The sequence below is a fragment of the Streptomyces tibetensis genome (assembly GCF_007655005.1).
In the GTDB taxonomy this organism is placed as follows: Bacteria; Actinomycetota; Actinomycetes; order Streptomycetales; family Streptomycetaceae; genus Streptomyces; species Streptomyces tibetensis.
Genome location: NZ_SZVW01000008.1, coordinates 135,765 through 161,309, shown reverse-complemented (window position 1 = coordinate 161,309; position 25,545 = coordinate 135,765). Strand labels below are relative to the sequence as shown.

At 70.5% G+C, this 25,545-nt stretch carries 23 protein-coding genes; 7 read left to right on the top strand and 16 right to left on the bottom strand.

Going from position 1 to position 25,545, the window contains the following annotated elements:
* Window positions 1-19 precede the first annotated feature (19 nt).
* From iolB to FDO69_RS15715, 4 genes are read left to right on the top strand one after another with little or no spacing between them, the layout of a single operon-like run.
* Window positions 20-913, top strand: coding sequence for a 5-deoxy-glucuronate isomerase (gene iolB, locus FDO69_RS15730; RefSeq protein WP_104780447.1), 894 nt, complete (start codon window positions 20-22; stop codon window positions 911-913).
* Entirely contained in the window at window positions 910-2,784 is a 1,875-nt protein-coding gene (gene iolD / locus FDO69_RS15725; RefSeq protein ID WP_104780446.1) for a 3D-(3,5/4)-trihydroxycyclohexane-1,2-dione acylhydrolase (decyclizing), read from the top strand. The genes iolB and iolD overlap by 4 nt, the downstream gene beginning before the upstream one ends.
* A 41-nt stretch (window positions 2,785-2,825) precedes the next feature.
* Window positions 2,826-4,319, top strand: a complete 1,494-nt coding sequence (locus tag FDO69_RS15720; protein WP_104780445.1) for a CoA-acylating methylmalonate-semialdehyde dehydrogenase — start codon at window positions 2,826-2,828, stop codon at window positions 4,317-4,319.
* A 21-nt stretch (window positions 4,320-4,340) separates the two neighbouring features.
* Entirely contained in the window at window positions 4,341-5,126 is a 786-nt protein-coding gene (locus tag FDO69_RS15715; protein ID WP_104780444.1) for a GntR family transcriptional regulator, read from the top strand.
* A 72-nt stretch (window positions 5,127-5,198) separates the two neighbouring features.
* Here the strand turns inward: FDO69_RS15715 and FDO69_RS15710 are convergent, their stop codons facing one another.
* The 4 genes from FDO69_RS15710 to FDO69_RS15695 all read right to left on the bottom strand — a co-directional run bounded on the left by FDO69_RS15710 (window position 5,199) and on the right by FDO69_RS15695 (window position 8,683).
* Entirely contained in the window at window positions 5,199-6,023 is an 825-nt protein-coding gene (locus FDO69_RS15710) for a DUF427 domain-containing protein (protein ID WP_104780443.1), read from the bottom strand.
* Window positions 6,024-6,079: 56 nt separating this feature from the next.
* A complete protein-coding gene (locus FDO69_RS15705) occupies window positions 6,080-7,063 on the bottom strand; it encodes an aldo/keto reductase (RefSeq protein WP_104780442.1) in 984 nt (327 codons plus the stop codon).
* A gap of 173 nt (window positions 7,064-7,236) precedes the next feature.
* Entirely contained in the window at window positions 7,237-7,551 is a 315-nt protein-coding gene (locus FDO69_RS15700) for an SH3 domain-containing protein (protein ID WP_206338750.1), read from the bottom strand.
* A 445-nt stretch (window positions 7,552-7,996) separates the two neighbouring features.
* Window positions 7,997-8,683, bottom strand: coding sequence for a TetR/AcrR family transcriptional regulator (locus tag FDO69_RS15695; RefSeq protein ID WP_104780440.1), 687 nt, complete (start codon window positions 8,681-8,683; stop codon window positions 7,997-7,999).
* A 1,580-nt stretch (window positions 8,684-10,263) separates the two neighbouring features.
* Between FDO69_RS15695 and FDO69_RS15690 the strand changes: the two genes are divergently transcribed.
* The gene (locus tag FDO69_RS15690; RefSeq protein WP_104780564.1) at window positions 10,264-10,701 is read left to right on the top strand and encodes an NUDIX hydrolase; all 438 of its coding nucleotides are present in this window, start codon (window positions 10,264-10,266) and stop codon (window positions 10,699-10,701) included.
* Between the two features lie 506 nt (window positions 10,702-11,207).
* On the opposite strand, the gene FDO69_RS41955 is transcribed toward FDO69_RS15690, so the two are convergent.
* Genes FDO69_RS41955 through FDO69_RS15665 form a run of 6 tightly spaced genes read right to left on the bottom strand, consistent with a single transcriptional unit; the run spans window position 11,208 to window position 17,284 of the window.
* Window positions 11,208-11,387 (bottom strand): DoxX family protein, encoded by a 180-nt coding sequence (locus FDO69_RS41955; protein ID WP_234387949.1) that lies wholly within the window; start codon window positions 11,385-11,387, stop codon window positions 11,208-11,210.
* Window positions 11,354-11,560 carry a hypothetical protein gene (locus tag FDO69_RS41950; RefSeq protein ID WP_234387948.1) on the bottom strand — a complete coding sequence of 69 codons (207 nt, stop codon included), beginning with the start codon at window positions 11,558-11,560 and terminating at the stop codon, window positions 11,354-11,356. The genes FDO69_RS41955 and FDO69_RS41950 overlap by 34 nt, the downstream gene beginning before the upstream one ends.
* The gene (locus FDO69_RS15680) at window positions 11,557-13,530 is read right to left on the bottom strand and encodes an acetoacetate--CoA ligase (RefSeq protein ID WP_104780439.1); all 1,974 of its coding nucleotides are present in this window, start codon (window positions 13,528-13,530) and stop codon (window positions 11,557-11,559) included. The genes FDO69_RS41950 and FDO69_RS15680 overlap by 4 nt, the downstream gene beginning before the upstream one ends.
* Window positions 13,527-15,143, bottom strand: coding sequence for a bifunctional 3-(3-hydroxy-phenyl)propionate/3-hydroxycinnamic acid hydroxylase MhpA (gene mhpA / locus FDO69_RS15675; protein WP_104780438.1), 1,617 nt, complete (start codon window positions 15,141-15,143; stop codon window positions 13,527-13,529). The genes FDO69_RS15680 and mhpA overlap by 4 nt, the downstream gene beginning before the upstream one ends.
* A 19-nt stretch (window positions 15,144-15,162) precedes the next feature.
* Window positions 15,163-16,101, bottom strand: coding sequence for a fumarylacetoacetate hydrolase family protein (locus FDO69_RS15670; protein ID WP_104780437.1), 939 nt, complete (start codon window positions 16,099-16,101; stop codon window positions 15,163-15,165).
* A 28-nt stretch (window positions 16,102-16,129) separates the two neighbouring features.
* The gene (locus FDO69_RS15665) at window positions 16,130-17,284 is read right to left on the bottom strand and encodes a VOC family protein (RefSeq protein WP_104780436.1); all 1,155 of its coding nucleotides are present in this window, start codon (window positions 17,282-17,284) and stop codon (window positions 16,130-16,132) included.
* Between the two features lie 135 nt (window positions 17,285-17,419).
* On the opposite strand from FDO69_RS15665, the gene FDO69_RS15660 reads away from it, so the two are divergent.
* Window positions 17,420-18,055 carry a TetR/AcrR family transcriptional regulator gene (locus FDO69_RS15660; RefSeq protein WP_104780435.1) on the top strand — a complete coding sequence of 212 codons (636 nt, stop codon included), beginning with the start codon at window positions 17,420-17,422 and terminating at the stop codon, window positions 18,053-18,055.
* 22 nt (window positions 18,056-18,077) lie between these two features.
* On the opposite strand, the gene FDO69_RS15655 is transcribed toward FDO69_RS15660, so the two are convergent.
* Window positions 18,078-18,752 carry an LmeA family phospholipid-binding protein gene (locus FDO69_RS15655; protein ID WP_104780434.1) on the bottom strand — a complete coding sequence of 225 codons (675 nt, stop codon included), beginning with the start codon at window positions 18,750-18,752 and terminating at the stop codon, window positions 18,078-18,080.
* A 153-nt stretch (window positions 18,753-18,905) separates the two neighbouring features.
* On the bottom strand, window positions 18,906-19,544 hold the full coding sequence (locus FDO69_RS15650; protein ID WP_104780433.1) for a TetR/AcrR family transcriptional regulator: 639 nt from the start codon (window positions 19,542-19,544) through the stop codon (window positions 18,906-18,908).
* A 189-nt stretch (window positions 19,545-19,733) separates the two neighbouring features.
* On the opposite strand from FDO69_RS15650, the gene FDO69_RS15645 reads away from it, so the two are divergent.
* Entirely contained in the window at window positions 19,734-21,341 is a 1,608-nt protein-coding gene (locus tag FDO69_RS15645) for an MFS transporter (RefSeq protein WP_104780432.1), read from the top strand.
* Window positions 21,342-21,579: 238 nt separating this feature from the next.
* On the opposite strand, the gene FDO69_RS41945 is transcribed toward FDO69_RS15645, so the two are convergent.
* The 4 genes from FDO69_RS41945 to FDO69_RS15625 form a co-directional block, all read right to left on the bottom strand.
* The gene (locus tag FDO69_RS41945) at window positions 21,580-21,777 is read right to left on the bottom strand and encodes a hypothetical protein (RefSeq protein ID WP_234387947.1); all 198 of its coding nucleotides are present in this window, start codon (window positions 21,775-21,777) and stop codon (window positions 21,580-21,582) included.
* A 540-nt stretch (window positions 21,778-22,317) separates the two neighbouring features.
* On the bottom strand, window positions 22,318-22,965 hold the full coding sequence (locus tag FDO69_RS15635) for a TetR family transcriptional regulator (RefSeq protein ID WP_104780431.1): 648 nt from the start codon (window positions 22,963-22,965) through the stop codon (window positions 22,318-22,320).
* 103 nt (window positions 22,966-23,068) lie between these two features.
* Window positions 23,069-24,166, bottom strand: coding sequence for a catalase family protein (locus tag FDO69_RS15630; RefSeq protein ID WP_104780430.1), 1,098 nt, complete (start codon window positions 24,164-24,166; stop codon window positions 23,069-23,071).
* 27 nt (window positions 24,167-24,193) lie between these two features.
* Window positions 24,194-25,534, bottom strand: a complete 1,341-nt coding sequence (locus FDO69_RS15625; RefSeq protein WP_104780429.1) for a Dyp-type peroxidase — start codon at window positions 25,532-25,534, stop codon at window positions 24,194-24,196.
* Between the last annotated feature and the right edge of the window lie 11 nt (window positions 25,535-25,545).

Genomic DNA, 25,545 nt, shown 5'->3' with positions numbered 1-25,545 from the left:
GTGATCCGAAAGGCACACGATGACGTATCACCTCCCCGCGGGTAAGGCACTCGGCGGCCCCTACGCCGTCGACATCACTCCCGAGAAGGCCGGCTGGGGTCACTCCAGCCTGCGCGTCCTGGAGCTGCCGCCGGGCGGCGCGCACTCCTTCGACACCGGCGACAGCGAGTGGATCGTCGTCCCGCTGAGCGGCGGCTGCACGGTCGCCGCGGCGGACGACTTCGGCCAGGAGACGTTCGAACTCCAGGGCCGCGCCGACGTGTTCAGCGGCGTCAGCGACTTCGCGTACGTGCCGCGCGACGCCCGCGCGACGGTGACGTCCACCGGCGGCGGCAGGTTCGCGCTGACCGGCGCGCGCTGCACCCGCCGGCTGCCCGCCCGCTACGGCCCGGCCTCCGAGGTGCCCGTCGAGCTGCGGGGCACCGGGAACTGCTCCCGGCAGGTCAACAACTTCGGCGCGGCCGGGGTCTTCGAGTGCGACAAGCTCATCGCGGTCGAGGTGATCACCCCGGGCGGCAACTGGTCGTCGTTCCCGCCGCACAAGCACGACGAGCACCGGCCCGGCGAGGAGTCCGTGCTGGAGGAGATCTACTACTTCGAGTTCGCCGGGCACGACGGCATCCCCGGCCTCGGCTACCAGCGCGTCTCCCCGTCCGGCCCGGGCCGGGACACCGACGTGCTGGCGGAGGTCCGTGACGGCGACGTCGTCCTCATCCCGGACGGCTGGCACGGTCCGTCGATGGCCACGCCCGGCCACCACATGTACTACCTGAACGTCATGGCGGGCCCGGAGGCCGAGCGAGCCTGGCTGATCTGCGACCACCCCGACCACGCCTGGGTCCGCGACACCTGGCCGGACCAGCTGGTCGACCCCCGGCTCCCCCTCTACACCGCCCCGGAGACCTCCGTATGAGCGCCCCCACCCGCCGACTGACGACCGCCCAGGCGCTGGTGCGGTTCCTGTCCGCCCAGTACACCGAGCGGGACGGCGTGCGCCGCCGGCTGATCGCCGGGACCTGGGGAATCTTCGGCCATGGCAACGTCGCCGGGGTCGGCCAGGCGCTCCTTGAGGCGGGCGAGAATGTCATGCCGTTCCACCAGGGCCGCAACGAGCAGTCCATGGTGCACGCGGCGGTCGGCCACGCCCGGCAGCTGAACCGCCTGTCCGCGCAGGCGGTGACGACCTCGATCGGCCCGGGCGCCACCAACCTGGTCACCGGCGCGGCCCTGGCGACGATCAACCGGCTGCCGGTGCTGCTCCTGCCCGGTGACTACTTCGCCTCGCACGCCCCCGACCCGCTGCTCCAGCAGTTGGAGCACCCCGTCGAGGCCGACGTGTCGGTCAACGACACGCTGCGCCCGGTGTCGAGGTACTTCGACCGGATCACCCGCCCCGAAGCGCTGATCCCCTCGGCGCTCCAGGCGATGCGGGTGCTGGCCGACCCGGCCGAGACCGGCGCCGTCACCCTCGCCCTGCCCCAGGACGTGCAGGCGGAGGCGTACGACTGGCCGGAGGAGTTCTTCGCCGAGCGCGTCTGGTACGTGCGGCGGCCCGCGCCGGACCCGGTGGAGCTCACGGCTGCCGTCGAGGCGATCCGGTCGGCCGAGCGGCCACTGATCGTGGCGGGCGGCGGTGTTCACCACAGCGAGGCCGAGCAGGCCCTGAAGGCGTTCGTGGAGGCCACCGGCATCCCCGTCGCCTCCACCCAGGCCGGCAAGGGCTCGCTGCGCCACGACCACCCCGCCGACCTCGGCGGCATCGGACACACCGGCACCGCGGTCAGCGACCAACTCGCCCGCAGCGCCGACCTCGTGATCGGTGTCGGCACCCGCTACACCGACTTCACCACCGCTTCGGGCACCCTGTTCCAGAACCCGGACGTGCGGTTCCTCAACCTCAACATCACCGGTTTCGACGCGCACAAGCTGGCCGCGCGGACGCTGGTGTGCGACGCAAGGTCCGGCCTGGAGAGGCTGGCCGAGGGGCTGGCCGGGCACCGGGTGCCGGAGGCGTACGAGGCCGAGTACCGCGCCGGCAAGGACCGCTGGGACGAGGTCGTCGAGGCCGCCTACCGGGCCGACGACGACAGCGCGGTGCCGACCCAGACGCAGGTGCTCGGCGCGCTGGACGCGACCGTCGGGGACGACGACGTGGTGATCAACGCCGCCGGTTCGCTCCCCGGCGACCTGCACAAGCTGTGGCGCTCGCGCAGCCCGCGCCAGTACCACCTGGAGTACGGCTACTCCTGCATGGGCTACGAGATCCCGGCCGGCATCGGCGTCCAGCAGGCCGCCCCGGGCACCCCGGTGTGGGCGCTGGTCGGTGACGGCACCTACCTGATGATGCCGACGGAGATCGTCACCGCCGTCCAGGAGGGCCTGCCGGTCAACATCGTCCTGCTGCAGAACCACGGTTACGCCTCCATCGGCGGTCTGTCGCAGGAGACGGGCGGCGAGCGGTTCGGCACCGCCTACCGCTTCCGGGCCGCCGACGGCACCTTCACCGGCGCCCCGCTGCCCGTCGACCTCGCCGCCAACGCGGCCAGTCTCGGCATGGACGTACTGCGCGCCAAGACCGTGCGCGAGCTGCGCGAGGCGCTCGCCGCGGCCCGCGCCTCCGACCGGCCGACGTGCGTCTACGTCGAGACCGACCCGGCGGCCACCGCTCCCCCGGCCGAGGCCTGGTGGGACGTGCCGGTGGCCGAGACCGCCACCCGAAAGGCCGCCGTCGAGGCCCGCGAGCGCTACGACCGCCACGTGGCGGACCGTCGCCACCACCTCTGAACTCCCCCTGAACTAAGGCTCCACGAAAGGCCCTTCGCACCATGAAGACCATCACCCACTGGATCGACGGCAAGCCCGTCGAGAGCGTCTCCGGCCGGTTCGGCCCCGTCTACAACCCGGCGACCGGCGCCCAGGAGAAGCAGGTCGCGTTCGCGTCCGTCGACGAGGTCGATGCCGCGGTCGCCTCAGCCAGGGCCGCCTTCGAGACCTGGGGTGAGTCCTCCCTGGCCAAGCGCACGGCGATCCTGTTCAAGTACCGCGAGCTGCTCGACGCCCACCGCGACGAGATCGCCGAGCTGATCACCGCCGAGCACGGCAAGGTGCACTCCGACGCGCTCGGCGAGGTCGCGCGCGGCATGGAGATCGTGGAGCTGGCGTGCGGGATCTCCGTCCAGCTCAAGGGCGAGCTGTCCACCCAGGTCTCCACCCGGGTGGACGTGGCCTCGATCCGCCAGCCGCTGGGCGTGGTCGCGGGCATCACACCGTTCAACTTCCCGGCGATGGTGCCGATGTGGATGTTCCCGCTGGCGATCGCCTGCGGCAACACGTTCGTGCTGAAGCCCTCGGAGAAGGACCCGTCGGCCTCCCTGCGGCTGGCCGAGCTGGCCACCGAGGCAGGTCTGCCCGAGGGCGTCCTGAACATCGTGCAGGGCGACAAGACGGCCGTCGACCGCCTCCTGGAGCACCCGGACATCGAGGCGGTGTCCTTCGTCGGCTCGACGCCGATCGCCAAGTACATCCAGATGAAGGCCGTCGAGCACGGCAAGCGGGTGCAGGCCCTGGGCGGCGCCAAGAACCACATGCTGGTGCTGCCCGACGCCGACCTGGAACTCGCCGCGGACCAGGCGATCAACGCCGCCTACGGCTCGGCGGGCGAACGCTGCATGGCCGTGTCGGTGGTCGTGGCCGTGGGCGACATCGGCGACGAGCTGGTCGGCAAGATCGCCGAGCGTGCGAAGAAGCTGAGGATCGGCCCCGGCGACGACCCGGCGTCCGAGATGGGTCCGCTGATCACTCGCGAGCACCGCGACAAGGTGGCGTCGTACGTCTCCTCGGCCGCCGAGCAGGGCGCCGAGGTCGTCGTCGACGGCACGGGCTTCTCGGTCGAGGGCCACGAGGACGGCTTCTTCCTCGGCGTCTCCCTGCTGGACCGGGTGCCGCTGACGGCGGACGCGTACCGGGACGAGATCTTCGGCCCGGTGCTCGCGGTCGTACGGGCGCAGACGTACGAGGAGGCCATCGAGCTGATCAACTCCTCACGCTGGGGCAACGGCACCGCGATCTTCACCCGGGACGGCGGCGCGGCCCGCCGCTTCCAGCTGGAGGTCAAGGCGGGCATGGTCGGCGTCAACGTGCCGATCCCGGTCCCCGTCGGCTACCACTCCTTCGGCGGCTGGAAGGACTCCCTCTTCGGCGACCTGCACATCTACGGCAACGACGGCATCGCCTTCTACACCCAGGGCAAGGTCATCACCACCCGCTGGCCCGACCCGTCCGACGGTGGCATCAACCTCGGTTTCCCGAGCAACTCCTGACACCCGTAAGGGGGTTCATCCATGGCGAAGTCCGGTGACCGGGCCCGCACCACGGCCGCTTTGGCGCTCGGCGCACTGGACTTCACCCTGGACCGGAGCAGCCCCGTACCGCTCTACCACCAGCTCGCGCAGCAGCTGGAGGCGGCGATCGAGCGCGGGGTCCTCGCCCCGGGGAACCTCCTGGGCAACGAGGTGGACCTGTCGGTCCGCCTCGGCCTGTCCCGCCCCACCGTCCGCCAGGCCATCCAGTCCCTCGTCGACAAGGGCCTGCTGGTCCGGCGGCGCGGCGTGGGCACGCAGGTGGTGCACAGCCAGGTGAAGCGCCCGCTGGAACTGAGCAGCCTCTACGACGACCTGGAGGCGGCCGGGCAGGGGCCGACCACCGAGGTCGTGCGCAACGACATCCTCCCGGCCGCCTGCGACGTGGCCGCCGCCCTGGGTGTGCCGGAGGGCGGCGAGGTGACCGTCCTGGACCGGCTGCGCCGCACCCACGGCAGGCCGGTGGCACTGCTGCGCAACTACCTTCCGGCGTCCCTGCTGGACCTCGACAGCACCCGCCTGGAGTCGACCGGCCTGTACCGCGTGATGCGCTCGGCGGGCATCACCCTGCACAGCGCCCGCCAGACCGTCGGCGCCCGCGCGGCCACGGCGGGCGAGGCGTCCCGCCTGGACGAGGAGGAGGGGGCGGCGCTGCTCACGATGCAGCGCACGGCGTACGACGACACCGGGCGCCCGGTCGAGTACGGAACGCACATCTACCGGGCCTCGCACTACTCGTTCGACTTCCAGTTGCTGGTGCGGCCCTGATCCCGCCCCGGAGCCGGGTGCAGGGCGGCCCGCAGGGCCTCGCGGCCGGGCCGGACGCCCCGCTCGGCAGGTTCACGAGCGGCGCCCCCTGCGCAGCATCCGGCTGAACGGCGTGTCCGGCCGCTCCAGGCGCTCGCCGTCCAGCGTGATGTCGACGACCTCGTTGAAGAAGGCGACACGCCCCCGGATCGCCGCCACGGCGGGCAACGGCTCGGGATAGGTCCACACGAGGTTGGGCGGCACATCGGCCGCGCCGCGCCAGGACCAGTAGGAGGCGGTGCCCTTGTAGGGGCATCCGGTGTGGTGGTCGGTGGTGTCGAACAGGTCGAGTCGGACGTCCTCGCGGGGGAGGTAGTACCGGGTCGGCAGGGACGTCTCGAAGAGCAGGACGGGGGCATGGCTGTCGGCGACGACCTGCCCCTCGATCTCGACCTGCACGTGCCGGCTGCTCGGCAGCGCGTCGACGCGTTTGTGCGGGTCACGGGGGTGGATGAAGATCTCCTCGTCCTCCTCGTACCAGTGGTCGAGGCCCGTGTCGGTGCGCAGGAACCATTCGAAGGCGATGTGGCCGGCCAGGTCGTCGACGGGGAACGTCCAGGCGGCGTTCTCGCGCACCTCGCCGTCGGCGTCGAGGTCGTAGAAGACCCGGGAGCCGGTGTGGGCGCCTATGGGCGGGCTCTCGGCCGGGCGGAGCAGGTCGGTGCGGACGTCCTCCTTCGGGAAGGCGTACTGCGGCACGGGCAGGTGGGGCTCCCAGACGAGCACCGGGTGCCGGCTGTCGACGACGGTGACGTCGCCTTTGCGGCCGCGCACCCAGCGCTCGCTGGGCTCCCACATGAGGCCTTCCGGGGTGGTCCTGATCGAGCGGGCGGCGGGGTGGGCCGGGTGGGTGGTCATGGCCGGTGCTCCCTTTGGAGGTCCGGATGCCGTTGCTCTTCCACGGTCCCACGGTGTCAGTGCACCGCGTCCAGCCGGGCGCGCTGCTCGGGGGTCAGTTCGAGGTCCACCGCGGCCAGGTTCTCCTCGAGCTGGGCCACCGAGGAGACCCCGGCCAGCGGCACGACGGGCAGGTCGCCGCCGATCTGCCAGGCCAGCACGACCTGGTTGACGGTCGCGCCCGTCTCCCGGGCCACGTCCCGCAGCACCGCGAGCCGGGCCGGGGTGCCCGGGTGGTCGAACTCGGCGGGCATGCGTGCGGGGCGGGTGTAGGCGCCCCTCAGCAGCGGCGAGTACGCGACCAGGGTCAGGCCGGGCTCGGCCTTCAGGTAGCCGATCAGGTCAGGGCCGGCGTAGCCGAGGCTGCCGTCCGGGAAGAGGCCGCTGGGGACGTCGGCGCGGGGGCGCAGGTGGGTGTGGGCGTACTGGAGGACCTCGTAGCCGGGAAGTCCGGCCGCGGCGGCGAGGGCCCGGGCCCGCTCGACGCGCCACACGGCGTGGTTGCTCACGCCGAGCAGTCCGACGGTGCCCTCGGCGACCAGGGCGGCGAAGGCCTCGACGGTTTCCTGCGGCTCGACGGTGTGGTCCTCGATGTGCGCGTACAGCAGATCGAGGGTGCTGACGCCGAGCCGCTCGCGGCTGCGGTCGGCGGACTCGCGGATCACCTTCGCGGACAGGCCCTCGGGGTTGTCGACGAAGCCGGTGCCGGGCGCCAGGGGCCGGGCGCCGAGTTTGGTCGCGATGACGATCTCGTCGCCGATGCCGCGGCTGCGCCGCCAGCGGCCGAGGAGTTCCTCGCTCTGGCCGCCCTGACTGCCGTCGGCCCAGAAGGCGTAGTTGTCGGACGTGTCGATGAAGTTCCCGCCGGCTTCGACGTAGCGGTCGAGCAGGGCGAAGGACGTCGTCTCGTCCGTCACCGAGCCGAACAGCATCGCGCCGAGCGCGAGAACGCTCACCTCGCGGCGGGTCGTGGGGTCCGTGCCGATCGTGCGGTACTTCATGGGCGTCGCTCCCTCCGGTGCTCCGGGTCTCGGGGCACGTCGGGGAGTCTTCAGCTTGGAGTGCTCTCGAGGTCAAGGGCGTATGCGGCACTCGTCGGTACCGGTCATACACACGGCGAAGGGCCCCGCAGGCTTCGGCCTGCGGGGCCCTTCGCGCTCAGCGCCTTCGTGGATCAGGCCGGGTCGAGGTAGGAGATGCTGACCCATCCCCACTTGCCGGCGTTGGCGCCGGTGAGGACCTTGCCGTAAAGCCAATTGTCCTTGGTGCAATCGGGGTCGATTTTCGTGCCCTTGCCGAGGAAGCCCAGGCTGGCGTAGCTCGTGCTCGGACCGTTCCTCAGGTTGATACCGGTCGTGGTCTTCGCCGTCACAAGCCCTGATCCGTCACCGGTACACGCGGACGATCCCACGGCGCTGGCCGGACCGGCGACGGCCACCGTGGTGGCTATGCCTCCGGCCACCACGAGAGCAGCGGTGGTGATTCCCACCGCTGCTTTCTTGAGCCTTCGCACCGCACTGTTTGCTGCGGACGTCATAAGAGTCTCTCCCGTAAGTCACAAGCTGCTGTGCAGCCTTGCCGCATGACCATCGGCGGCCGGGCACCCCACCCAGGCGGAGTGGCAAAGTGCGGCGAAGGGCGCCAGGAACGCAAAAGGCGGTGCGCCGATCACTGGTTGCCGAGCAGGTCGGAGTCCGTCCCGAGATCGCCAAGCGGGGCAGCTGCGTCCTGAGAATCAAACCATGCGCAGTGTTTGCTGACAACCTGGAGTGTGACGCGCAATGACTGCGCATGACGGCGTACATCAGCCCAGGACGGACCGAGGTGCCTGGCGGCGGATATGACCCGCTGAGTGCGGGGCATGGCGGAAACGCCGGACCAGCCGGCCACCTGGACTCCGGGCGGCCGTCACTCCGGGGGCCGGGGAGGGACCTTTATCTCCCGGGGCCCGGCATCTCACCCAAGCCCGCCAGCTCGGAGTCGTTGAAGAGCGTGAGACCGCGCTCCACGGAGACGTCCAGCCGCATCATCGTCTCCGGCGTGGCAACCGCCCTGACCATCAGCCGGTTCAGCTTGGCGATCTCCCCCGGCAGCTGCTCGTAGTCGTGGCGGCAACGGGCGTCGGCGCCCGTGTAGCCGTCGACCCAGACGGTGGCCACATCCTGCGGAACCACACCCGGCAGGAGTTCCCCGAGCTCGCCCGCCTCCGTCAGCCAGCCGTCGACCACGGGGATGTACCCCTTCCACAGGAAGCCGTAGAGCGGGTGCCCCTGCTCCAAGGCGATCCGCAGGGCAGCCCGGACCACGGTCACCCGGGGCGAGGCCGCCGCGAGGAGCATCGAGGCGTCGATCACGGCCTGGAGTCGGGGCAGGACCGCCTGCGGCAGGAAGTCCATGACGAAGGACTCACTGACCACCGCGTGGGCCACACGTTCCTTCGCGTTGGCGCCGTCACCGGTGCGGAAGTGGTGGTAGAACGCACCCCTTCCCACGCCCGACTCCTTGACGATGTCCTGGACATCGGTGCCGAGGTAACCACGCTCCGCGAAGAGACGGGCGCCCGCGTCGAGGATCTTGTCCCTCGTCGCCCTACCGCGCGACGTGACCGGTTGTCTCAGCACCTGCGTGCCTCCTGTTCGTCTCCCGGGCCGGCACCCGGCGCCGTCTACGGCCCGTGCGGATGATCAGCGACGTTAGCCGGACCGGCGGCCCGACCACCACCCGCCGATGACCTTCCGGTGGGGCTGTCAAGCCCCTTCCCTGAAACCTGCACAGAGTTTGCTCGTGTCGCCACTTTATGCGGATTCGAGGCGGAGCGTCGTGTCCGAGGCGCGGCACCGTCTTGGTACATGGGCGATGTTTGCTGTCGGCCGGGGTCCGGCCGCACGAGAATTCCGGCCTGTCGGCGGCGCGTGAAGGACGCCGGTCCGCGACCGCCCCCAAGAATCAGCAAGGGCCGGTTTCGAAGGCATTCGAAACCGGCCCTTGCACTCGTCACTCCACTGGTCGGCTTGGAGTTGCACGCCGTGGATGAACACGCAGGGCTCTACCGTCACTCGATCGGCGAAAGCCACACCGTGGCCCTCGGCCGTACGACAGGCTGATGCGGTATGCATCCGACATCCCGAGGGCAGGAGCGCACGAGCGTGTCCGCGAGCGCTGCATCACAGAGCGAGGGATCCCTTCCGACGGCCTGCGACGTTCCGCTCGGCCCCCTGGCTGGGATGGACGTACCGCTGTGGAAGGCAGCTACCGGTGCAGTGCTCCACCTGTCGGCCGACTGCAGGGCGTTCCGGGTACCTCCGCAGCGAGCCAGTGTCAGTCTGCGCGTTCCGGACCGCGGCAGCATGGCCGATGTTCCCGAGCGTGGAGGCTGCCAGAGCTGCCCCAACCCGTTTCCGGACTACTACACCGAGGCACGCCACCTGGTCTCACGCATGGAGGAGCTCGGCAAACTGGCCGATCGCCTCAAAGCCGGACACGACCTGGGAGCCTACTGCGGGGTACTCACGTTCGGGATGCACGGGCCGGGTGGGCGTCACCCGATTGTCCGCCGAAGCAACCACCTGGGAGCTCGCGAAGAAGTCCTCTGGATCCATCGGCACCCTTGTCCTAGGCCAACCCTTCGCTCATGCTCGGCGCCCCCCACTGCCTGCGAGCCCTCGCTGCCCAGCCACTGGCATTCGGCTTCCCGAAGCCGGGCAGCGCCTGCGAGTATCCGTTCACGGAAGAGCCGTTCAACAGCAGACGGTACGGCGTCACCAACCCCTCGATCAGTACGCATGGACCCGGCGTGCCCCGGTGCGCGCTCATGCGCTCCCTGCCGCGCCAGGGCTCACTAGGCCATCCTGGTGACATGGCGACCCTCCCGAAGGCTCCATGCCCCTCTTGCTCCGTTCCGCACGCCTTGCTGCCTACCAAACGGATCGGGTACGGATCGGTCAAGGACCACAAGACCGAGCCCCGGGCACTGGTGCTTTGTCCGGGCAGCATGGTCCACGTCGCTTACGCCGAGGCGCGAGCGTGGCAGCTCGAGTTCGAGCGCGCACAGCAGGAGGCAGCGGCACCGGCCGCGGCGGAAGAAAGGCTCTTCGAGGGATGAGGACCGGACAGTCCCACCCATGCAACTCATCACAGAACAACAAGGGGCTCGCGAAAGCCACGAACGACGGCGCCTGCCGTGGGTGAACTGGAGGCGTCGCTGAATGGCACTGCTCAACCTGAGCGTCGGGGCGCCGGCGCTCAACCTGAGCGTCGGGTCGCCGGGGCCGTTGTGGTACATGAGGGTCGCGTACTGCTCGTACGGCGACGAGTGGCAGAGGGCCAGCTCTCATGGCAGTTCCCGGCGGGCAAAGTCGAACCGGGCGAGTCCTGCGAGGAAGCGGCAGTCCGCGAGACGAAGGAGGAGGCCGGCCTGGACGTGGTCGCCGTTGTTCGGCTGGGCGAGCGGGTCCATCCAATCACCGGTCGGCAAGTGTCGTACACGGCCTGCGAGGTGGTCGGCGGGACCGCGCCTGTGGCGGACGCTGATGAAGTCGCCGAGATCGCCTGGGTCACCCTGTCGGAGATCCCGCAGTACATCCCGTACGGACTCTTCAAGCCCGTCCAGCGACACCTGGACGTCCTCCTTCGATGTTGACCACGGCTACCAAGACGCGCGTTACAACCGCTGCGAGGGCCGGGCAGCGGCCAGGCGCAGGGCCCGTCCCGCGAGTGCGGCAGACCATCATCCTGCCCGCTGCCACCGACACCCCCTGCTCGTCGTCGCACTCTGATCGTCACGTTTGCGCGCGGGGGTGGGTTGTCAGGTACCTCGACCGACGGAACACGGTCACGCGGTCCACCCTGCCCTGACCGCACTCAACCTCGCCCGGGCGCAGAGAAAGCCTGCCCGGCCCGCCCGTCGCAGGAACGGTGGCGGAGCACGGCGTCCTCGACGGTCGCGCACGTGCCCTGCTGGGTCACGATCTCGAAGCGCGGAGGGGCAGCCTGCTGAGCGGCGCCGGCGGATACCGGTGCCGCCGTGGCCGCAGGAGCTGCCGGAGAAAGGACCGCCTCCGCGCTCCGAGCGCTGCGGACAGGAGAACCGTGAATGCGAAAAGGCGTCAACGGGCCGCCGCGCGCGTCAGCGCACGCTGTGGGCCGTCAACCGGTACCGATCGCCACCCCGGCGTACGCCACCGCCGTCAGGGCAAGGACGACGGCGGGCAGGGCACGCACGGGCGGGTCGCCGTGGCGCAGGTGGACCACCGCCGCCCCGGTCATCAGCAGCGCCAGCCCGGTCGCGGCGGTCACCCCCAGTGGGGCGGAAGCCAGTCCGAGCACCAGTCCGACGGCTCCAGCCACTTCCAGGGCGCCGACGACGCGGAGAGGCCCGGCGACATGCCGAGGTGTGCTGCCGCCTGGCGCATGAACGGCACCGCGGCGATCTTCGCCGCTCCCAGTGACAGGAAGACCAGAGTCAGGACAACGGCGAGGGTGATCTGCGCGGTTGTCACGACGACCGGCCCCGGCGTTCGGCGCCCAGGTGGGCGAAGTAATGGATGAGGTCAGGGGCGTCCACGGCCGCAAGGTTGACGACCTGCTCGACCGGGGCGCCCTGAAGGAGGCGCTTGACGGGGACTTCGAGTTTCTTGCCGGTGCGGGTGTGCGGGATGCCGGGGACTTCGAGGATCTCGTCCGGGACGTGGCGGGGTGAAGCCCCGGTCCGGATCGCCTCCTTGATCTTCTTGCGGAGCGGGTCGTCCAAGGTCACGCCGGCGGCGAGGACCACGAACAGCGGCATCCAGTAGCCGCCGTCGGGTTCTTCCGCGCCGATGACGAGGGCCTCGGTGATCTCGGGGAGGCGTTCGACGACGTCGTGGATGTCGGCGCTGCCCAGGCGTACGCCGTTGCGGTTCAGGGTGCTGTCGGAGCGGCCGTGGACGATCACCGAGCCGTGTCCCGTGACTGTGATCCAGTCGCCGTGCCGCCAGACGCCGGGGTGGGAGGAGAAGTAGGCGTCGCGGTAGCGGGTGCCGTCGGGGTCGTTCCAGAAGTACAGCGGCATGGACGGCATCGGGCGGGTGACGACCAGCTCCCCGACCTGGTCCACGATCGGGAGGCCCTCGCTGTCGTAGGCGGCCAGGGCCACGCCGAGGTGGGGTGCTGACAGCTCTCCTGCCCAGACCGGTGTGTTGGGGGCGCTGCCGGCGAAGGCGGAGACGACGTCCGTGCCGCCACTGATGGAAGCGAGCAGGACGTGGTCGCCGACGTGGTGGCGGACCCAGGGGTAGGCGGAGGCCGGCAGGGCGGAGCCGGTGCAGCCGACTACGCGGATCGACGACAGGTCGTGCGCCGAGGGGTCGATGCCGTACTTGGCCATGCCCAGCAGGTACTGGGGGCTGGTGCCGAAGACGGTCACCTGGTGGCGCGCGGCCAGCTCCCATAGGACGTCGAGCTTGGCGAAGGGCGCCGGGCTGCCGTCGTAGGTGCACGTGGTGGCGCCGGTGAGCAGAGTGGAGGCGACCAGGTTCCACATCATCCAGTGGGTGGTGGTGTACCAGAGCAGCCGGTCGCCGGGGCCGAGGTCGGAGTGCAGTCCGAGGGTCTTGAGATGTTCGAGCAGGACACCGCCATGACCGTGGACGATGCCCTTGGGCAGGCCGGTGGTGCCCGAGGAGAACACGACCCACAGCGGGTGGTCGAAGGGCACGGGCGTGCAGGCGAATTCCTCGGTGCGGGTGGCGGCGTCCTCCCACGGCACCACCAGCGACGGGTACGCATGTGGCGGCCACGGCAGGCCCACGTGGTCCACGAGCACGGTTGCCTTCAATGTCGGCAGCGCGCCGGCGAGTTCGAGGGTGGCGTCGCGGCGGTCGTGGGTGGTGCCGTTGAAGAGGTAGCCGTCGGCGGAGATCAGGACGGTGGGTTCGAGCTGGGCGAAGCGGTCGGCGGCGGCCTTGGGGGCGTAGTCCTGCCCGCAGACCGACCACACCGCGCCAAGGCTCGCGGCGGCGAGGAAGGCGACGATCGCGTGCGGGGCGTTGGGCAGGTAGCCGACGACTCGGTCCCCGTTGCCGACGCCCAGGTCGCGGAGGGTGGCGGCGACGGAGGCGACTTGGGCGCGCAGCCGGTTGCCGGTCACCTCGTGGCTGGAGCCGTTCTCGTCGAGGGCGATGATCGCCACGGTGTCGTCGGTGAGGTTGCGCAGGGCGTGGTGGGTGTAGTTGAGGGTGGCGCCGGGGAACCAGAGGGCGCCCGGCATCCGCTCCTCGGCCAATACCTGCTCGTATGGGGTGTCCGTGTCGATGCCGAAGTACTCCCACACCGCGCCCCAGAAGCCTTCCAGGTCGGTGACCGACCAGTGGTGCAGGGCGGCGTAGTCGGTGCCGTCGAGCCCGGAGTGGCGGGCGAAGTCCATGATGCGGCTGTCGGCGACGGCCTGCGGATCGGGCGTCGTGAAGGGTTCCGGGTACGGCCTGGTCATCGTGTGGCGCTCCTCAGCAGGCTTTTGTCGACGGTCCGTGGGGAAGGGTGGGGGCTGCGCGTGGTGTGCAGGAGAGACGCCCAGGCGGCGGTGTCCGTGAAGTCGTGCCTCCTGGCCGGGACGACGTCCATGACGACGTGGTCGGGGCGCAGCAGGACGGCGTCCGCCCGGCCGGCGCGCAGCCAGGCGGCGAGGGTGCCGTCGTCACGGAGGTCTGTCACGGGGATCGCCGGGACGCCGAGCCCGTGGGCGAGGGCGCGCAGCGAGGGCCAGGGATCGGCGGCGGTCAGGACGGTGAAGGTGTCGCCGAGCAGTTCGTCGAGGCGGCTGCGTCGGCCGTCGAGTCCCACCCATGGTTGGGGGCAGTGGGTGCCCACAAGACCCTTGCGGGTGCGGCGCCGCACGAGGGGCCCGGCGGTCAGGGGTGGGCTGAGGTCGCGGCCGGCCGCCGCGGTGAGGCCGGGTATGCGGCAGGCGGCGGCCAGGAGCGTGCGGCGCAGTGCGGCGGCGCCGTCCTGGCCGCCGGTCATGGCCCAGCCCATGGCGACCGCGAGCCGGATCACATGCCGGGCGTGCGGCTTGCGCTCGCTCTCGTATGTGTCCAGCAGCCGCTCGTCGCCGCCCTGCTGGAGGACTCGGGCGAGCTTCCAGGTGAGGTTGTAGGCGTCCCGTAGGCCCGAGCAGAGTCCCTGCCCGATGAACGGCGGGGTGAGGTGGGCGGCGTCGCCGAGGAGGAAGACCCGTCCGCTGCGCCACCGGTCGGCCACCCGGGCCCGGAAGGTGTACTGCGTCTCCCGTACGACTTCGAAGTCCCCGTCGTACGAGGGCGGCAACCACGGGGCGATCAGCTCGCGGACCGGTTCCTGCTCGTCTTGCAGCCGGAACTCCCAGCGGTAGCGGTCCTCACCGATGCGCATGAACGTCGCCGGCCGGTGCGGGTCGCAGACCTGGTCGACGCCTTCCCAGCAGCGGACGTCGGCCTTCGTGCGGACGTCGATGACGGTCCAGCGTTCCTCGAAGCGCAGGTCCTCCCATTCGGCGCCGATGTCGGCACGGGTGAGGCTGCCCGCGCCATCGCAGCCGAGGACCGCCTCGGCCCACAGATGATGCTCACCGTCGGCGTCGCGGTAGGTCACGCGTACGGGCCCCGCGGTGTCCGGAGCGACGCCGGTGACCTCGACGCCGCCCCGCAGTTCGCACTCCGGGCGGCGGGCCAGGGCGTCGCGCAGCAGTCGCTCCAGCTCGGGCTGGTCGAACATGCTGGTCTGCGGGTAGCCGTGATGGCCGTGCTCGGAGCGTCGGAACTCGGCCATGACCCGGTGCCGGGCGTCCAGCAGCCGAAGTCCGTTCGCGGGGCGGGCGATCGCGGCGAACTCCTCGCCTACGCCCGCGGCCTGAAGGATGCGGCGCACCTCGTCGTCGGTGGCGACGGCGCGCGGGAGCGGGTAGACGTCCTGGTGGCGTTCGAGGACGACGGTGCGAATACCGCGCCGGGCAAGGAGGAGGGCGGCGGTCACGCCCACCGGCCCGGCGCCGATGATCACGACGGGTGCGTGGTCGCTCTGTGCCGGCCCGGACGCGGTGTCCCGGGGTCCGGCCTGGTCGGCGGTCATGTGCGGCTCACCTCGGGTCCTACTTCGCGTCCGTGACGGGCGTGCACTGCTCGCCGAGGTCGATCCGCCCGTCCGCGGTCGAGATCGTCGCCGTGATCACGTCACCCGTGTGCAGGTAGTGCGGGTTACGGGCCTGGCTCTTGAAGAACGCCTTCCATTTCACGGCGGGCGGCAGCAGCGCGCCGATCTTCTCGACCGCCTTGGGCGGGGCCTTGAGGGCCGTGCCGCCGGGGGTTCCGGTGAGCAGCAGGTCGCCGGGGTCGAGGGTCTGGAAGCGGGCCAGCAAGGTCAGCGCCTGTGCCGGGCGGACGATCATGTCGGCGAGGGTGCGGTCCTGACGCAGCTCGCCGTTGACCGACAGCTTCAGCCTCAGATCGAGAAGGTGGGCGAAGTCCTCGGGCTCCAGCAGCGCCAGGTAGGGGCCGGTCGGTGTGAAGGTCGGGTACGACTTGCTCTCGTAGAACTGCGTCTTGGTCAGCTGCACCTCACGGGCGCTGACGTCGTTCGTGATCACCAGCCCGGCGACATACGCGGGCAGGTCACGCTCCTCGACCACGGTGCCGACGGGCAGGGGTGCGCCCATGACGAGCCCGAGCTCGATCTCGTAGTCGAGGAACTTCACGTGCGACGGGCGGACGACGGCCTCGGCCGGGCCGCTCACCGACCCGGACGCCTTGCGGAAGAAGGCGGGCGGGATGTCGCCGGTGAAGCCCGAGTCGCGGGCGTGGCTGCGGTAGTTGACCATCTGGGCGACCACCCGGCAGGGGGTGGTGACCGGCGAGAGGGCCACTAGATCGGCGACGGGCGTGCCCGCCTCCCCGGAGAGGGCGGCCTCTCGTACGGCCGCCCGGTCGGCGATCAGTTCGGCGGTGGTGGCGGCCTTGGTGTCAACGGGGACGGCCCGGTCGCCGCGGAAAACCCACCAGCCATCGGCGGTGCGCAGGACGTTGGTGCTCATGTCAGTACCTTCGTGAAGGGGTTGGGGTTCAGGACTTGGCGGCTTTGAGCAGGCCCAGCAGGCGTGCCGGGTCCATCTCGTTGTCGCCTCGCAGGGCTTCGATGACGTCACGGACCCGCTGTGGGGAGGGGCTGGCGCCGAGGAAGTCACGGGTGGCAGGAGGTCCCCACTGGGCGAGGCCGGTGGTCGACATGGGTGCCCAGCCGGGCTCCAGGTCGCAGGAGAACAGGTCGCCGTCGGCGAAGTGCTCCAGCATGAAGTGGTCGGGGTCGCGCCAGTAGTCGAAGAGCTGGCTGCCCTGGATGTGCCGGCCGATGCCCCAGCTGCGCTGGTAGCCACGCTCGGCCAGGTACTCGCCGCCGGCCGCGATCGAGTCGAGGTCGGTCACCTGGTAGGCGGAGTGGACGTAGCCGTTGCCCGGGCCCAGGTGCATGGCCAGCGTGTGGTGGTCAACGGCCCGGCTGCCCTGGTCACAGCGGATGAACGCCATCGTCGGCCCACGGCCGCGCTGGCCGTCAAGGAACAGGAAGTCGGACACGATCATCCCGAGGGTGTCCAGGTACCAGTCCAGGGCGCGCCCGAACACCCTTGTCTCCAGGACTACATGGCCCAGACGCTGGATGCGGGAGGGTTCACGCGGGGGGCGCTGGGTGACGTTCGTGCGACGGTGATCGGTGCCGAAGTTGAGCAGCAGCGGCTGCTGCTCGGGCAGCGCCGGCAGTTCCTCCAAGCAGTGCACGACCCGGACCGGGAAGCCGGAGGGGTCGAGCAGGTCGACCACCTTGCCGCCGCCGGGCACGTCGGCGTCTCGTACGGATGTGCCCGTGGCGCGGGCCAGCCGGTCCAGGTCGGCCCGCTCGGCGGCGCGGAACGCCGGGCCGATGAAACGGGAGGTCCGGCCGCGCCGGATCACCATGCACGGCGAGCCGGCGTAGGTGCCCCGCAGCCACAGCTCGCTCTCGCTCCGGGCGGCGATACCGAAGCCGAAGTCCCGGGCGAAGACCTCGGCCCGGTCCAGATCGGGCTTCTCGAACTCCAGCCAGGCCAGGTCGGCCGCCTTGATCACGGGGTTCCGGGAGCGCCCGGGATGTTCGCCGCGCAGGGCGCCCTGCGCGCTGTGGAGGTCCTGATGGGCCGTCCTGACGTCCGGGACGCCGACTGCGTTGACGCGGGTTTCGGACATGGTGCCCTCCAAGCAACATTGCCGTAGTGAGGAAATCATCAAGTGTGACAGTTCTATCGTCAAGGTGTTCACGGCAGGAAATGATGGATTCATCAGGACTGCGATGGTCATCGCCTCGGCGGTTAGAATCTGGGCATGCCTACGTCAGCCCCGACCAATAACCGATTCGAGCGGCGTCGCGCCGAGACCCGCGGGGCTCTTGTCCGCGCGGCTCGCCAGATACTCGCCGAGAACGGGGACACCAGCGCCAGCATCCAGGCGATTGCCGAGCGCGCCGACGTCGGCTTCGGCTCGTTCTACAACCACTTCGATTCGAAGACGGAGCTGTTCGAGGCCGCCGTCCGGGACGCGCTGGAGGAGTTCGGCCAGACCTTCGACGAGCGCCTGGCCGGCATCGACGACCCCGCGGAGCTCGTCGCGACGGGCTTCCGGCTCAGCGCCCGCATGGCCGAGTCGCACCCGGAGCTGATGCAGGTGCTGCGCCGCCGGGGCCTGGGTCACATCCACTCGGACAACGGCCTGGCCCGGCGGGCCCTGCGGGACGTCGAGGTGGGTATGGCCTCCGGCCGCTTCACCCCCGTCGACCCGACGGTCGCCCTGTCCGCACTGGGTGGAACCCTGCTGTCCCTGGTGGAGCTGAGGTTCGCCCGCCCCGATGTGGACGGCGACGACGCCGCGGTGAACCTCGCCGAGATGGTCCTGCGCATGCTGGGCGTCCCGCCGGACGACGCCCACGAGGTCGCTCGCCGTCCCCTCCCCGACCTCGCCTGACCGACCACCGACGCCCCACTCCTCACGCGGTGGACGACGAGCTCGGACGGAAGGTGACCGAGCGGCCGGTGAAGTGGGCATCGATCCCGTTCTCTGCGGTGGTGACCGAGCGCAGGTGCAGCCCTTCGGGGACGTTCTCCAGCGGGACGGGCTCTTTCAGGGCCTTGTCGAGCAGCGCTCTCAAGGGCGGGATGAGCTCGCCCTGGACCGTGCGGACGTCCGTGAAGGCGATGCGGTTGCCCTTCGCCGCGGAGACGGCCGCACTCACGGTCACGTCGCCGGCGAGCGGCAGACCGGCTGTCGCGTGGATCCGGCCCGGCTCGTCACCTCTCGACACGCCCACGCCGGGCGCGGCCGACACGTCCTCGTACGACAGGAACGCGGTCGCGTCGACGCTGCGGGCATGAGCCTCGTCGGTCCTGCCCGAGGTCTTCAGACCGTCGAGGCCGACCGTCAGCTTCGTCACCGGCAGGGGCCGTGTCGAGCCGTCGGCAGGTATGCCGTGGGCGGTGAGGTCGACGTGGCTCAGGCTGCCCTCGGCCAGCTGTGTCAGCACGGGGAAGCCGCTGACGTGCACTGAAGGCCGATCAGCGGTTCCCATGCCGTCCTGGAACGTCTTGGCCGTACGGCTCTCCACACGGGCCGCGGCGACCCGGTCGACCACGACGGCACCGATCAGCAACGGCACGAGGGACACTGCGGCAATGATCCGGCGCCGCCTCCTCGGGGCCGGTGGGCTCGCGTACACGGCGGCGCCGCTGCAGTAGGGATCGCCGACGAGTTGGTCATCGGGCTGGGACTAGTACATGAGTGTCCTCTCCGGGAAGTGCTCGGAATGTGCGCCTGAGGGCTAGGCCCGAAGGGACTCGGGCCGGCCGAGCCCTCGGACGCAGGTGATGGCACGGTCGCCGTCCACTCCCACGGCGATCAGAGCGGCGGTCGTGGTGCGTGTGCCGTCGTCGGTCCAGGTCCCGGCGTTCACGCACTCCAGGAGCCCCAGCAGGTGTCCCTCCAGTGCCCGGCTCAGAGGGCCGGGCGGAACGCTTGCGTGGAAGGCTCCCTGCCGCTGTCCCCGGGCGATGATCGCCGCCGCCGCTTCGCGGGCGGGGGCGAGAACCTCGTCGACCCGCCCGACCCCGAGGTCCTGCGGGGCGAGGCGGAGCAGCATGCGGTAGCGGTCACCGACGGGCCACACAGCAAGGACGAAGCGCGCCAGCGCGGTGACGGCGTCCGGCGCGGGGATCCCCGGTGCCGCGAGCGCCTGCCGCAGCGCATGCGCAGCCTCCACCACCAGCCCCTCCACAAGCGCGGCCCTGCCGCTGAAGTGGCCGTAGACCGTGCGACGCACCACGCCCGCCGCTTCGGCGATGTCACCCAGGCTGCTCTCGGGATCGCGGCCGAGTTCATGCCTGGCCGCCTCGAGGATGCGGGCCCTCGTGAGACGGGTCCGGCTGCGCCCTGATGCGTCTGTGACGTGTGCGCGGGTCATGTCGGAACCTCCGGTCGACGGGGCGGGGGCAGCTCGATAGTTGCACACCGATGGGCAATAAACTAGTCTGCACATCAATGGGCAATTAACTGCTCGCGGTGCCTCGCCGGTCCACGGCCACGGCCGCCCTTCACACCCCATCCGCGAACCCCGAAGCCTCAGCTTCGCCTCCTGTCGAGGAGCTTTTTGATGCCGCTCTTTGCGAATACGCCTGCCGAGAAGATGACCGGGCCCTATCCACGGCGCTGGTGGGCCCTGCTGGTGCTCTGCCTGAGCCTGCTGATCGTCGTCATGGCGAACACGTCGCTCGTCGTGGCTGCGCCGGACCTGACCAAGGACCTGGGGCTGTCCAGCAGTGACCTGCAGTGGGTCATCGACGGCTACACCGTCCCGTACGCCGCGCTGATGCTCGTTCTGGGCGCGATCGGCGACAAATACAGCCGCCGCGGCGCACTCATCCTGGGCCTGTTGATCTTCGCGGGCGGTTCGGTGATGGGCGGCCTGGTCGACGAGACCAACCTGGTCATCATCTCCCGCGCGATCATGGGCGTCGGTGCCGCCGTCGTCATGCCGGCCACCCTGTCGCTGCTGGTCGCGATCTTCCCCAGGGCGGAGCGCGCCAAGGCCATCACGGCCTGGAGCGCCACGTCCGGTCTCGCCATCGCCGCCGGCCCGGTGGCCGCCGGCTGGCTGCTGGAGGACCACGCCTGGGGTTCCACCTTCCTCATGAACGTCCCCCTCGCGGTCCTCGGCGTCATCGGCGCACTGCTCCTGGTTCCGCCGTCCAAGGCGGAGGGCATGGGCCGGATCGACTACATCGGCGGGCTGCTCTCGATCGTCTCCGTCGGCAGCCTGGTCTACGCGACCATCGAGGGCCCGCACTTCGGTTGGGGCATCGGCCCGATCACCGCGGCCGTCATTGCCGCTGTCGGCCTGCTGGCCTTCGTCGCCTGGGAGTTGAAGCACCCGAACCCGATGCTGGACGTGCGCAAGTTCACCGAGCGCCCCTTCAGCGGCTCGATGCTCGCTGTGCTGTTCTTCTTCTTCGGCACCTTCGGTTCGATCTACTACTCCACCCAATTCTTGCAGTTCGTTCTCGGCTACAACGCCCTGGAGACCGGCATACGCTTGCTGCCGCTGGCCGGAGCCGTCTTCGTCGGCGCCGCGGTCACAGGCAAGCTGGCCCCGAAGCTGGGTGTGAAGCTGGTCGTGGGCGCCGGCATGGTGATCGGCACGGCGGGCGTCTTCCTGCTCACGCAGATCGAGTCGGGCTCGGCCTACACAGACTTCCTGACGCCCCTGCTGATGCTCGGCTTCGCGATCGGCCTGAGCCTGGCCCCGGCTACCGACACCATCATGGGCTCCTTCCCCGAGTCCGAGCTGGGCGTCGGCGGCGGCGCCAACGACACCGCGCTGGAACTCGGCTGCGCACTGGGTATCGCCGTGCTCGGCTCGCTCCTCGCGACGTCCTACAAGGACAAGCTGACCGACATGATCGGCGGCCGCCTCCCGGCCGAGGCGATGGACGTCGCCAAGGACTCGGTGGGCGGCGGCCTCGCGGTCGCCGAGCAGGTCGCCAAGACCCCGGGCGGCGGCCCCCAGCAGGCCCAGTCCCTGATCGAGGCGGTGCACGAGTCTTTCGCCCACGCCATCGCACACACCAGCCTCATCGGCGCGATCATCATGGGCGCCGGAACCCTGATCGTCATTGCCGTGCTGCCCGGTCGCAAGGCCACCGGGAAGCACCGGCAGGAAGATCCGGTGGCGACGGAGGCCGAGACCGTGGGCGCCGCCTGAGCCCCACAGGCCCGGCGCGACCCATGGGCGCCGACCGGAGGTCGGACACTCCGGCCTCCTCCACCCCCAAACGGGCCGTGCCCGAGCGGCGCACGGCCCCGGACGGTGCCGGGAGGGGACACCCGGCACCGTCCCCTTTTGCTGCCCGCATGTGAGGTGCCGATGCGGCACGGGACGGCTGAGCCGTGACTCCGTCAGCGGCTCGGAACATCGCCGAGGCGGCAAGCGTGGCGCGCCTCTACGAGCTGCGCAGACAGCTCGCCAAGGGGCCGAGGTCGCCGTAGAGGGCGGCGTGCAGGGCGGCGGCCAGTTCCCGGGCGCGGCCCTCGCCGTCCACGTCGTACAGGACGAAGTAGACCGGGCCGGCGGAGGAGTCGGGACGGATCTGCCGCGTACGGATCAGGTGGATGACCGCTTCGCGTACTGCGTCGTACACCCGCTGCTGATGACGTGCTGCGGGGCGGTGAGTGCGTCGGCCTTCACCGTCCACCGCGGACCGTGCTTCTCCACCGCGACGAACACTGCCCGCTGCTGCTTGGCCTGCCGGTACGCGGTGTTGAATGCGTCCACACCGGTCGCGTCCGGGACCAGGCCAAAGGGGCAGGGAGACGGCAGCGGCTGCATCGGAACATCCCCCCAGCGGTAAGAGGCGCTTCTTCGCGTTGACGCGGAGCGTGTCCAGAGACCGGGGCGGACGCATCACGGTCGAGGCATCGGCCTGCTGTGCGTCACGCTCCTGCTCCGGTTACGCAAGCAGATCGACGGCGGGCACGGTCGTCCACCTCATCGCTACCGTCCCGGCCGCCCCCCTCAAGGGCGGTCCACCGCAAGCCGACTCGATTCGGAGCAGCCCGTCGTACCGGAACCTCTGAGGGCAACGTCGCCACGGCGTCGGAGGCGGGGGCACACGTGCCAAGACCCCGATGCCTTCGCACCGGGGTCTGTTCCACCTCTGCGCCAGCAGCCGTGCTGCGACTCAGCTATCGGCGACGGCTTCCGCCGCGAACGCGGCGGCCACGTCATCGACCACGACACGCGCCTGCTTCTCCGGCACACCGGCCGCGATGAGCGTGGCGACGGCCGTACGCGTCCCGTCGTCCTCCAGCGCGCCGGCGTTGACCTCTTCCAACAGGGCGACCGTCATCGCCTCCAGGCCGGCGCCCATGACCGCGGGCGGCAGGTGGGAGTGGAAGACGCCGTCCTGCTGTCCCCGCTCCAGGATGGCCGTGACCCTGATCCGGGCGGGCTTGAGGATCTCACCGACGCGTTCCATGCCCAGGTCCCGCTGGGCCAGCGCCAGGAGCATCCGGTAACGGTCACCCACGGGCCACATCGACAACGAGAAGCGCGCGAGCGCCCGCTCGGCCGGCTCGGTCGCCCTCACTCCAGCCGCTGCGGCGGCCTGGAGAGCCTCGGCGGCCTCCTCGGCCAGCGCCTCCAGGAGCGCCGCCCGGCCGGGGAAGTGCCCGAAAAGAGTGCGCCTGACGACACCGGAGGCGCGAGCCAGCTCCTCCAGAGTGGTGTCGGGGTTCCGTCCGAGCTCCTGGCGCGCGGTGGCCAGGATGCGCGCCCGGTTGGACCGTGCATTGCGTCGCTGCGGCACACGGCCAACGGGCTGGGACACGGATGAACCTCGATGATGAAAACCGGACGAAGAACGGGGACATTCATTCTGACACGTGAGTCCTGGCCCATCCGTGGCCGCATCCGCGGATCGGCCTGCCAGATCAGGCGGGAAGCTCCTTGATGCTCGCCGGCTCCTGGGGGTCGATCCCGTTGAGCCGGTGGCGGAAGTCGCTGGAGCTGGCATAGGCCGCGCGTCGGGAGCGCATGATGGAGCCCAGCGGACGGTGGGCCTCCAGGGCGTGCCAGGGGCTGAAGGACAGGACGTCGTCCGCGTAGCGGCGGCGGGCGTCGCTGTAGGCGTCCTGGGCGGGCAGGTGGAGCACGGCCACGACTTCGTGGGGTGACAGTTCCTCGGGCCAGAGGACCGACGCGTCCTCCACGGGCATGCGGTCGATGTCCGTGCACAGCTGGGCGCGGATGTCGTACTCGGCGCTGTTGTGCGCGAAGAAGTCGACGACGAGGTCGCGCAGCGCCGACTCGCCGGCCTTCTTCTCGACAGGCCGACCGGTCAGGGCCCGCACGTTCGCGGAGCGCGGCGCGGCGGAGATCTTGGCGACGTGGTCGCCGTAGCGCAGCGCGGCCATGGAGTGGAAGGTCTCGCCGAGGATGTGGTGGTTGGCGGCGGCCAGGGTCTCCACGGCCGGTGGGAGCGGGCGTCCCACGCGGGTGAGCGCCGTGGCGGCGGCGCGGGCGGCCAGCCCGGTGAGCTGCAGCTGCTGGTCGCTCTGGCGGGGCTGCTTTTCCAGGAGGTCCTGGAGTTTGGCGTATTCGGCGATGTTGCCGAAGGGCAGGGTGGGGTGGTTGACGAGGAGGAAGTCCTGGGTGGTGTGGCCGTCTTCGAGGGCGCGGGGGCCGGGCGCGCCGATGACCTTGATAGCGATGCCGCGCTGGACCGGCACCTGGTCGGAGCGCAGGTCGCCAGGGGCGGAGGAGAAGCGGACGATCACCGGGTAGGTGACCGGTTCGGCGAAGAGACCCTGGGCCAGGTGGGCGGGGAGACTGGACTGGATACGCAGCTCGCCCGCGAGGACGCCGTGGCTCTTGGCGTGGGCGTCGCGCAGGCCGTGCCGGTGTTTGTCGGCAACTTGCTGGTTGGCCTTGCCCATGGCCTCGACGACCTGGCGGATCAGTTCCTCCTCGTCGGGGAAGGGCTGTTCGAGGTCGGGGCGGTACTTGACGTACGTACGGGGTGTGGTCATGGGTGGCCTCCGCGCGAGGGTAGGGGGTCAGATGCTGCCGAGCCAGCGGATGGCGGAGAGGCTGGGCATGAAGAAGTACTCGCCGCCGAGCAGGGTGTTGAAGGACTGGATGTTCTGCACCCTGCGGGGCGGGGTGCCGGGAACGGTGAAGTAGGCGCCCTTGTCCTGCAGGGAGACCATCGGGTCCTTCTCCTTGCCCAGGCCCATGAAGTTGCCGGAACCGACCCACTCGCTCTGCAGGAACTCGACGTTGTCGATCGCGCGTGCGCCGAGAGCGATGAAGTCCAGGCCGCGCGGCTTGCCGTCATCCTTGAGCCGGTCCGGGGGCAGCGGGGTGCCGTAGGAGGTGCCGCGGCGGATGACCCGGCGGATGTTGACGTCGGTGAGGACCGTCAGCTTGGTGTCGCGCGGGTTCATGCGGCGGATGTGGGAGCCCAGCGGTGTGCGCAGTCCGCGTGGGTCGGCGGAGTAGTCGAAGTCGTTGATCCGGTTCGGGTCCTCGCCGATCGCGGGATCGTCGCGCTCGGGGGCCAGGGCCAGGGGTGCACCACTGCGCCAGCGGCCGACGAGCTTGGCGGCCAGCAGTTCGCGTTCGGCTTCCGTACGGGCGTTGTCGTGCAGCCACTTGTTGAAGGCGGCGACGTGGGAGTGGTACTTGCGGAAGACCACGTAGGTGCCGTTGCGGCCGAGGACGTCCGGAGCCGGCACGGGCAGCGGGACGCCCGTCTCGCTCGGGTACCCGAGCACGAACTCGCCCGCCTTGATCGGGCGCCCGTCGCCGGGCAGCGGTTCGGCGCCGCTGCCCTCAACCACCGGCTGGCTGAAGCCGTCCCGGTAGCCGAACACGTTGAACCCGTCGGCCGCGAAGTCCTGGTGGGACAGCAGCCGCACACCAGAAACGCCCCCCAGCTCCTTCTCGTAGGCGGCGACTTCGGCACGCCAGTCGTCCTCGCTCGCGGCGTACACCGTGACGGCAACGTGCACGCGCGGCGTACCGAAGGGGAACTCCCAGTTCTTGGGCGCGTTCACGCCGGTGTCGCGCAGCCGCTCGGCGCGGGCGGCCATTCCGGCACGAAAGTTGGCGGGGAAGGAGGCCAGGGACGTCTCCGGCACGCCCAGCGCCACCAGTCCCTGATAGCTGAGGGCGAGGGCCAGCCAGGACGGCCGCGGTTGGTCCCAGCGGGCCGCCGAGGTCACCCGCGGAGCCAGTCTGCGCAGCAGTTCCCTGCCCGCGGCCGGTTCCGTGATCTCCAGGATCGCGTGAGTGCCGAAATAGGGCTCGGGACGGGCCCGCAGCAGTGTCGCCTGGATGTCGTCGAGATCCAGAGTGGGGTGCCGGCGCAGCCGCCGGAACAGCGGGGAAGGCATGGTGCGCCTGC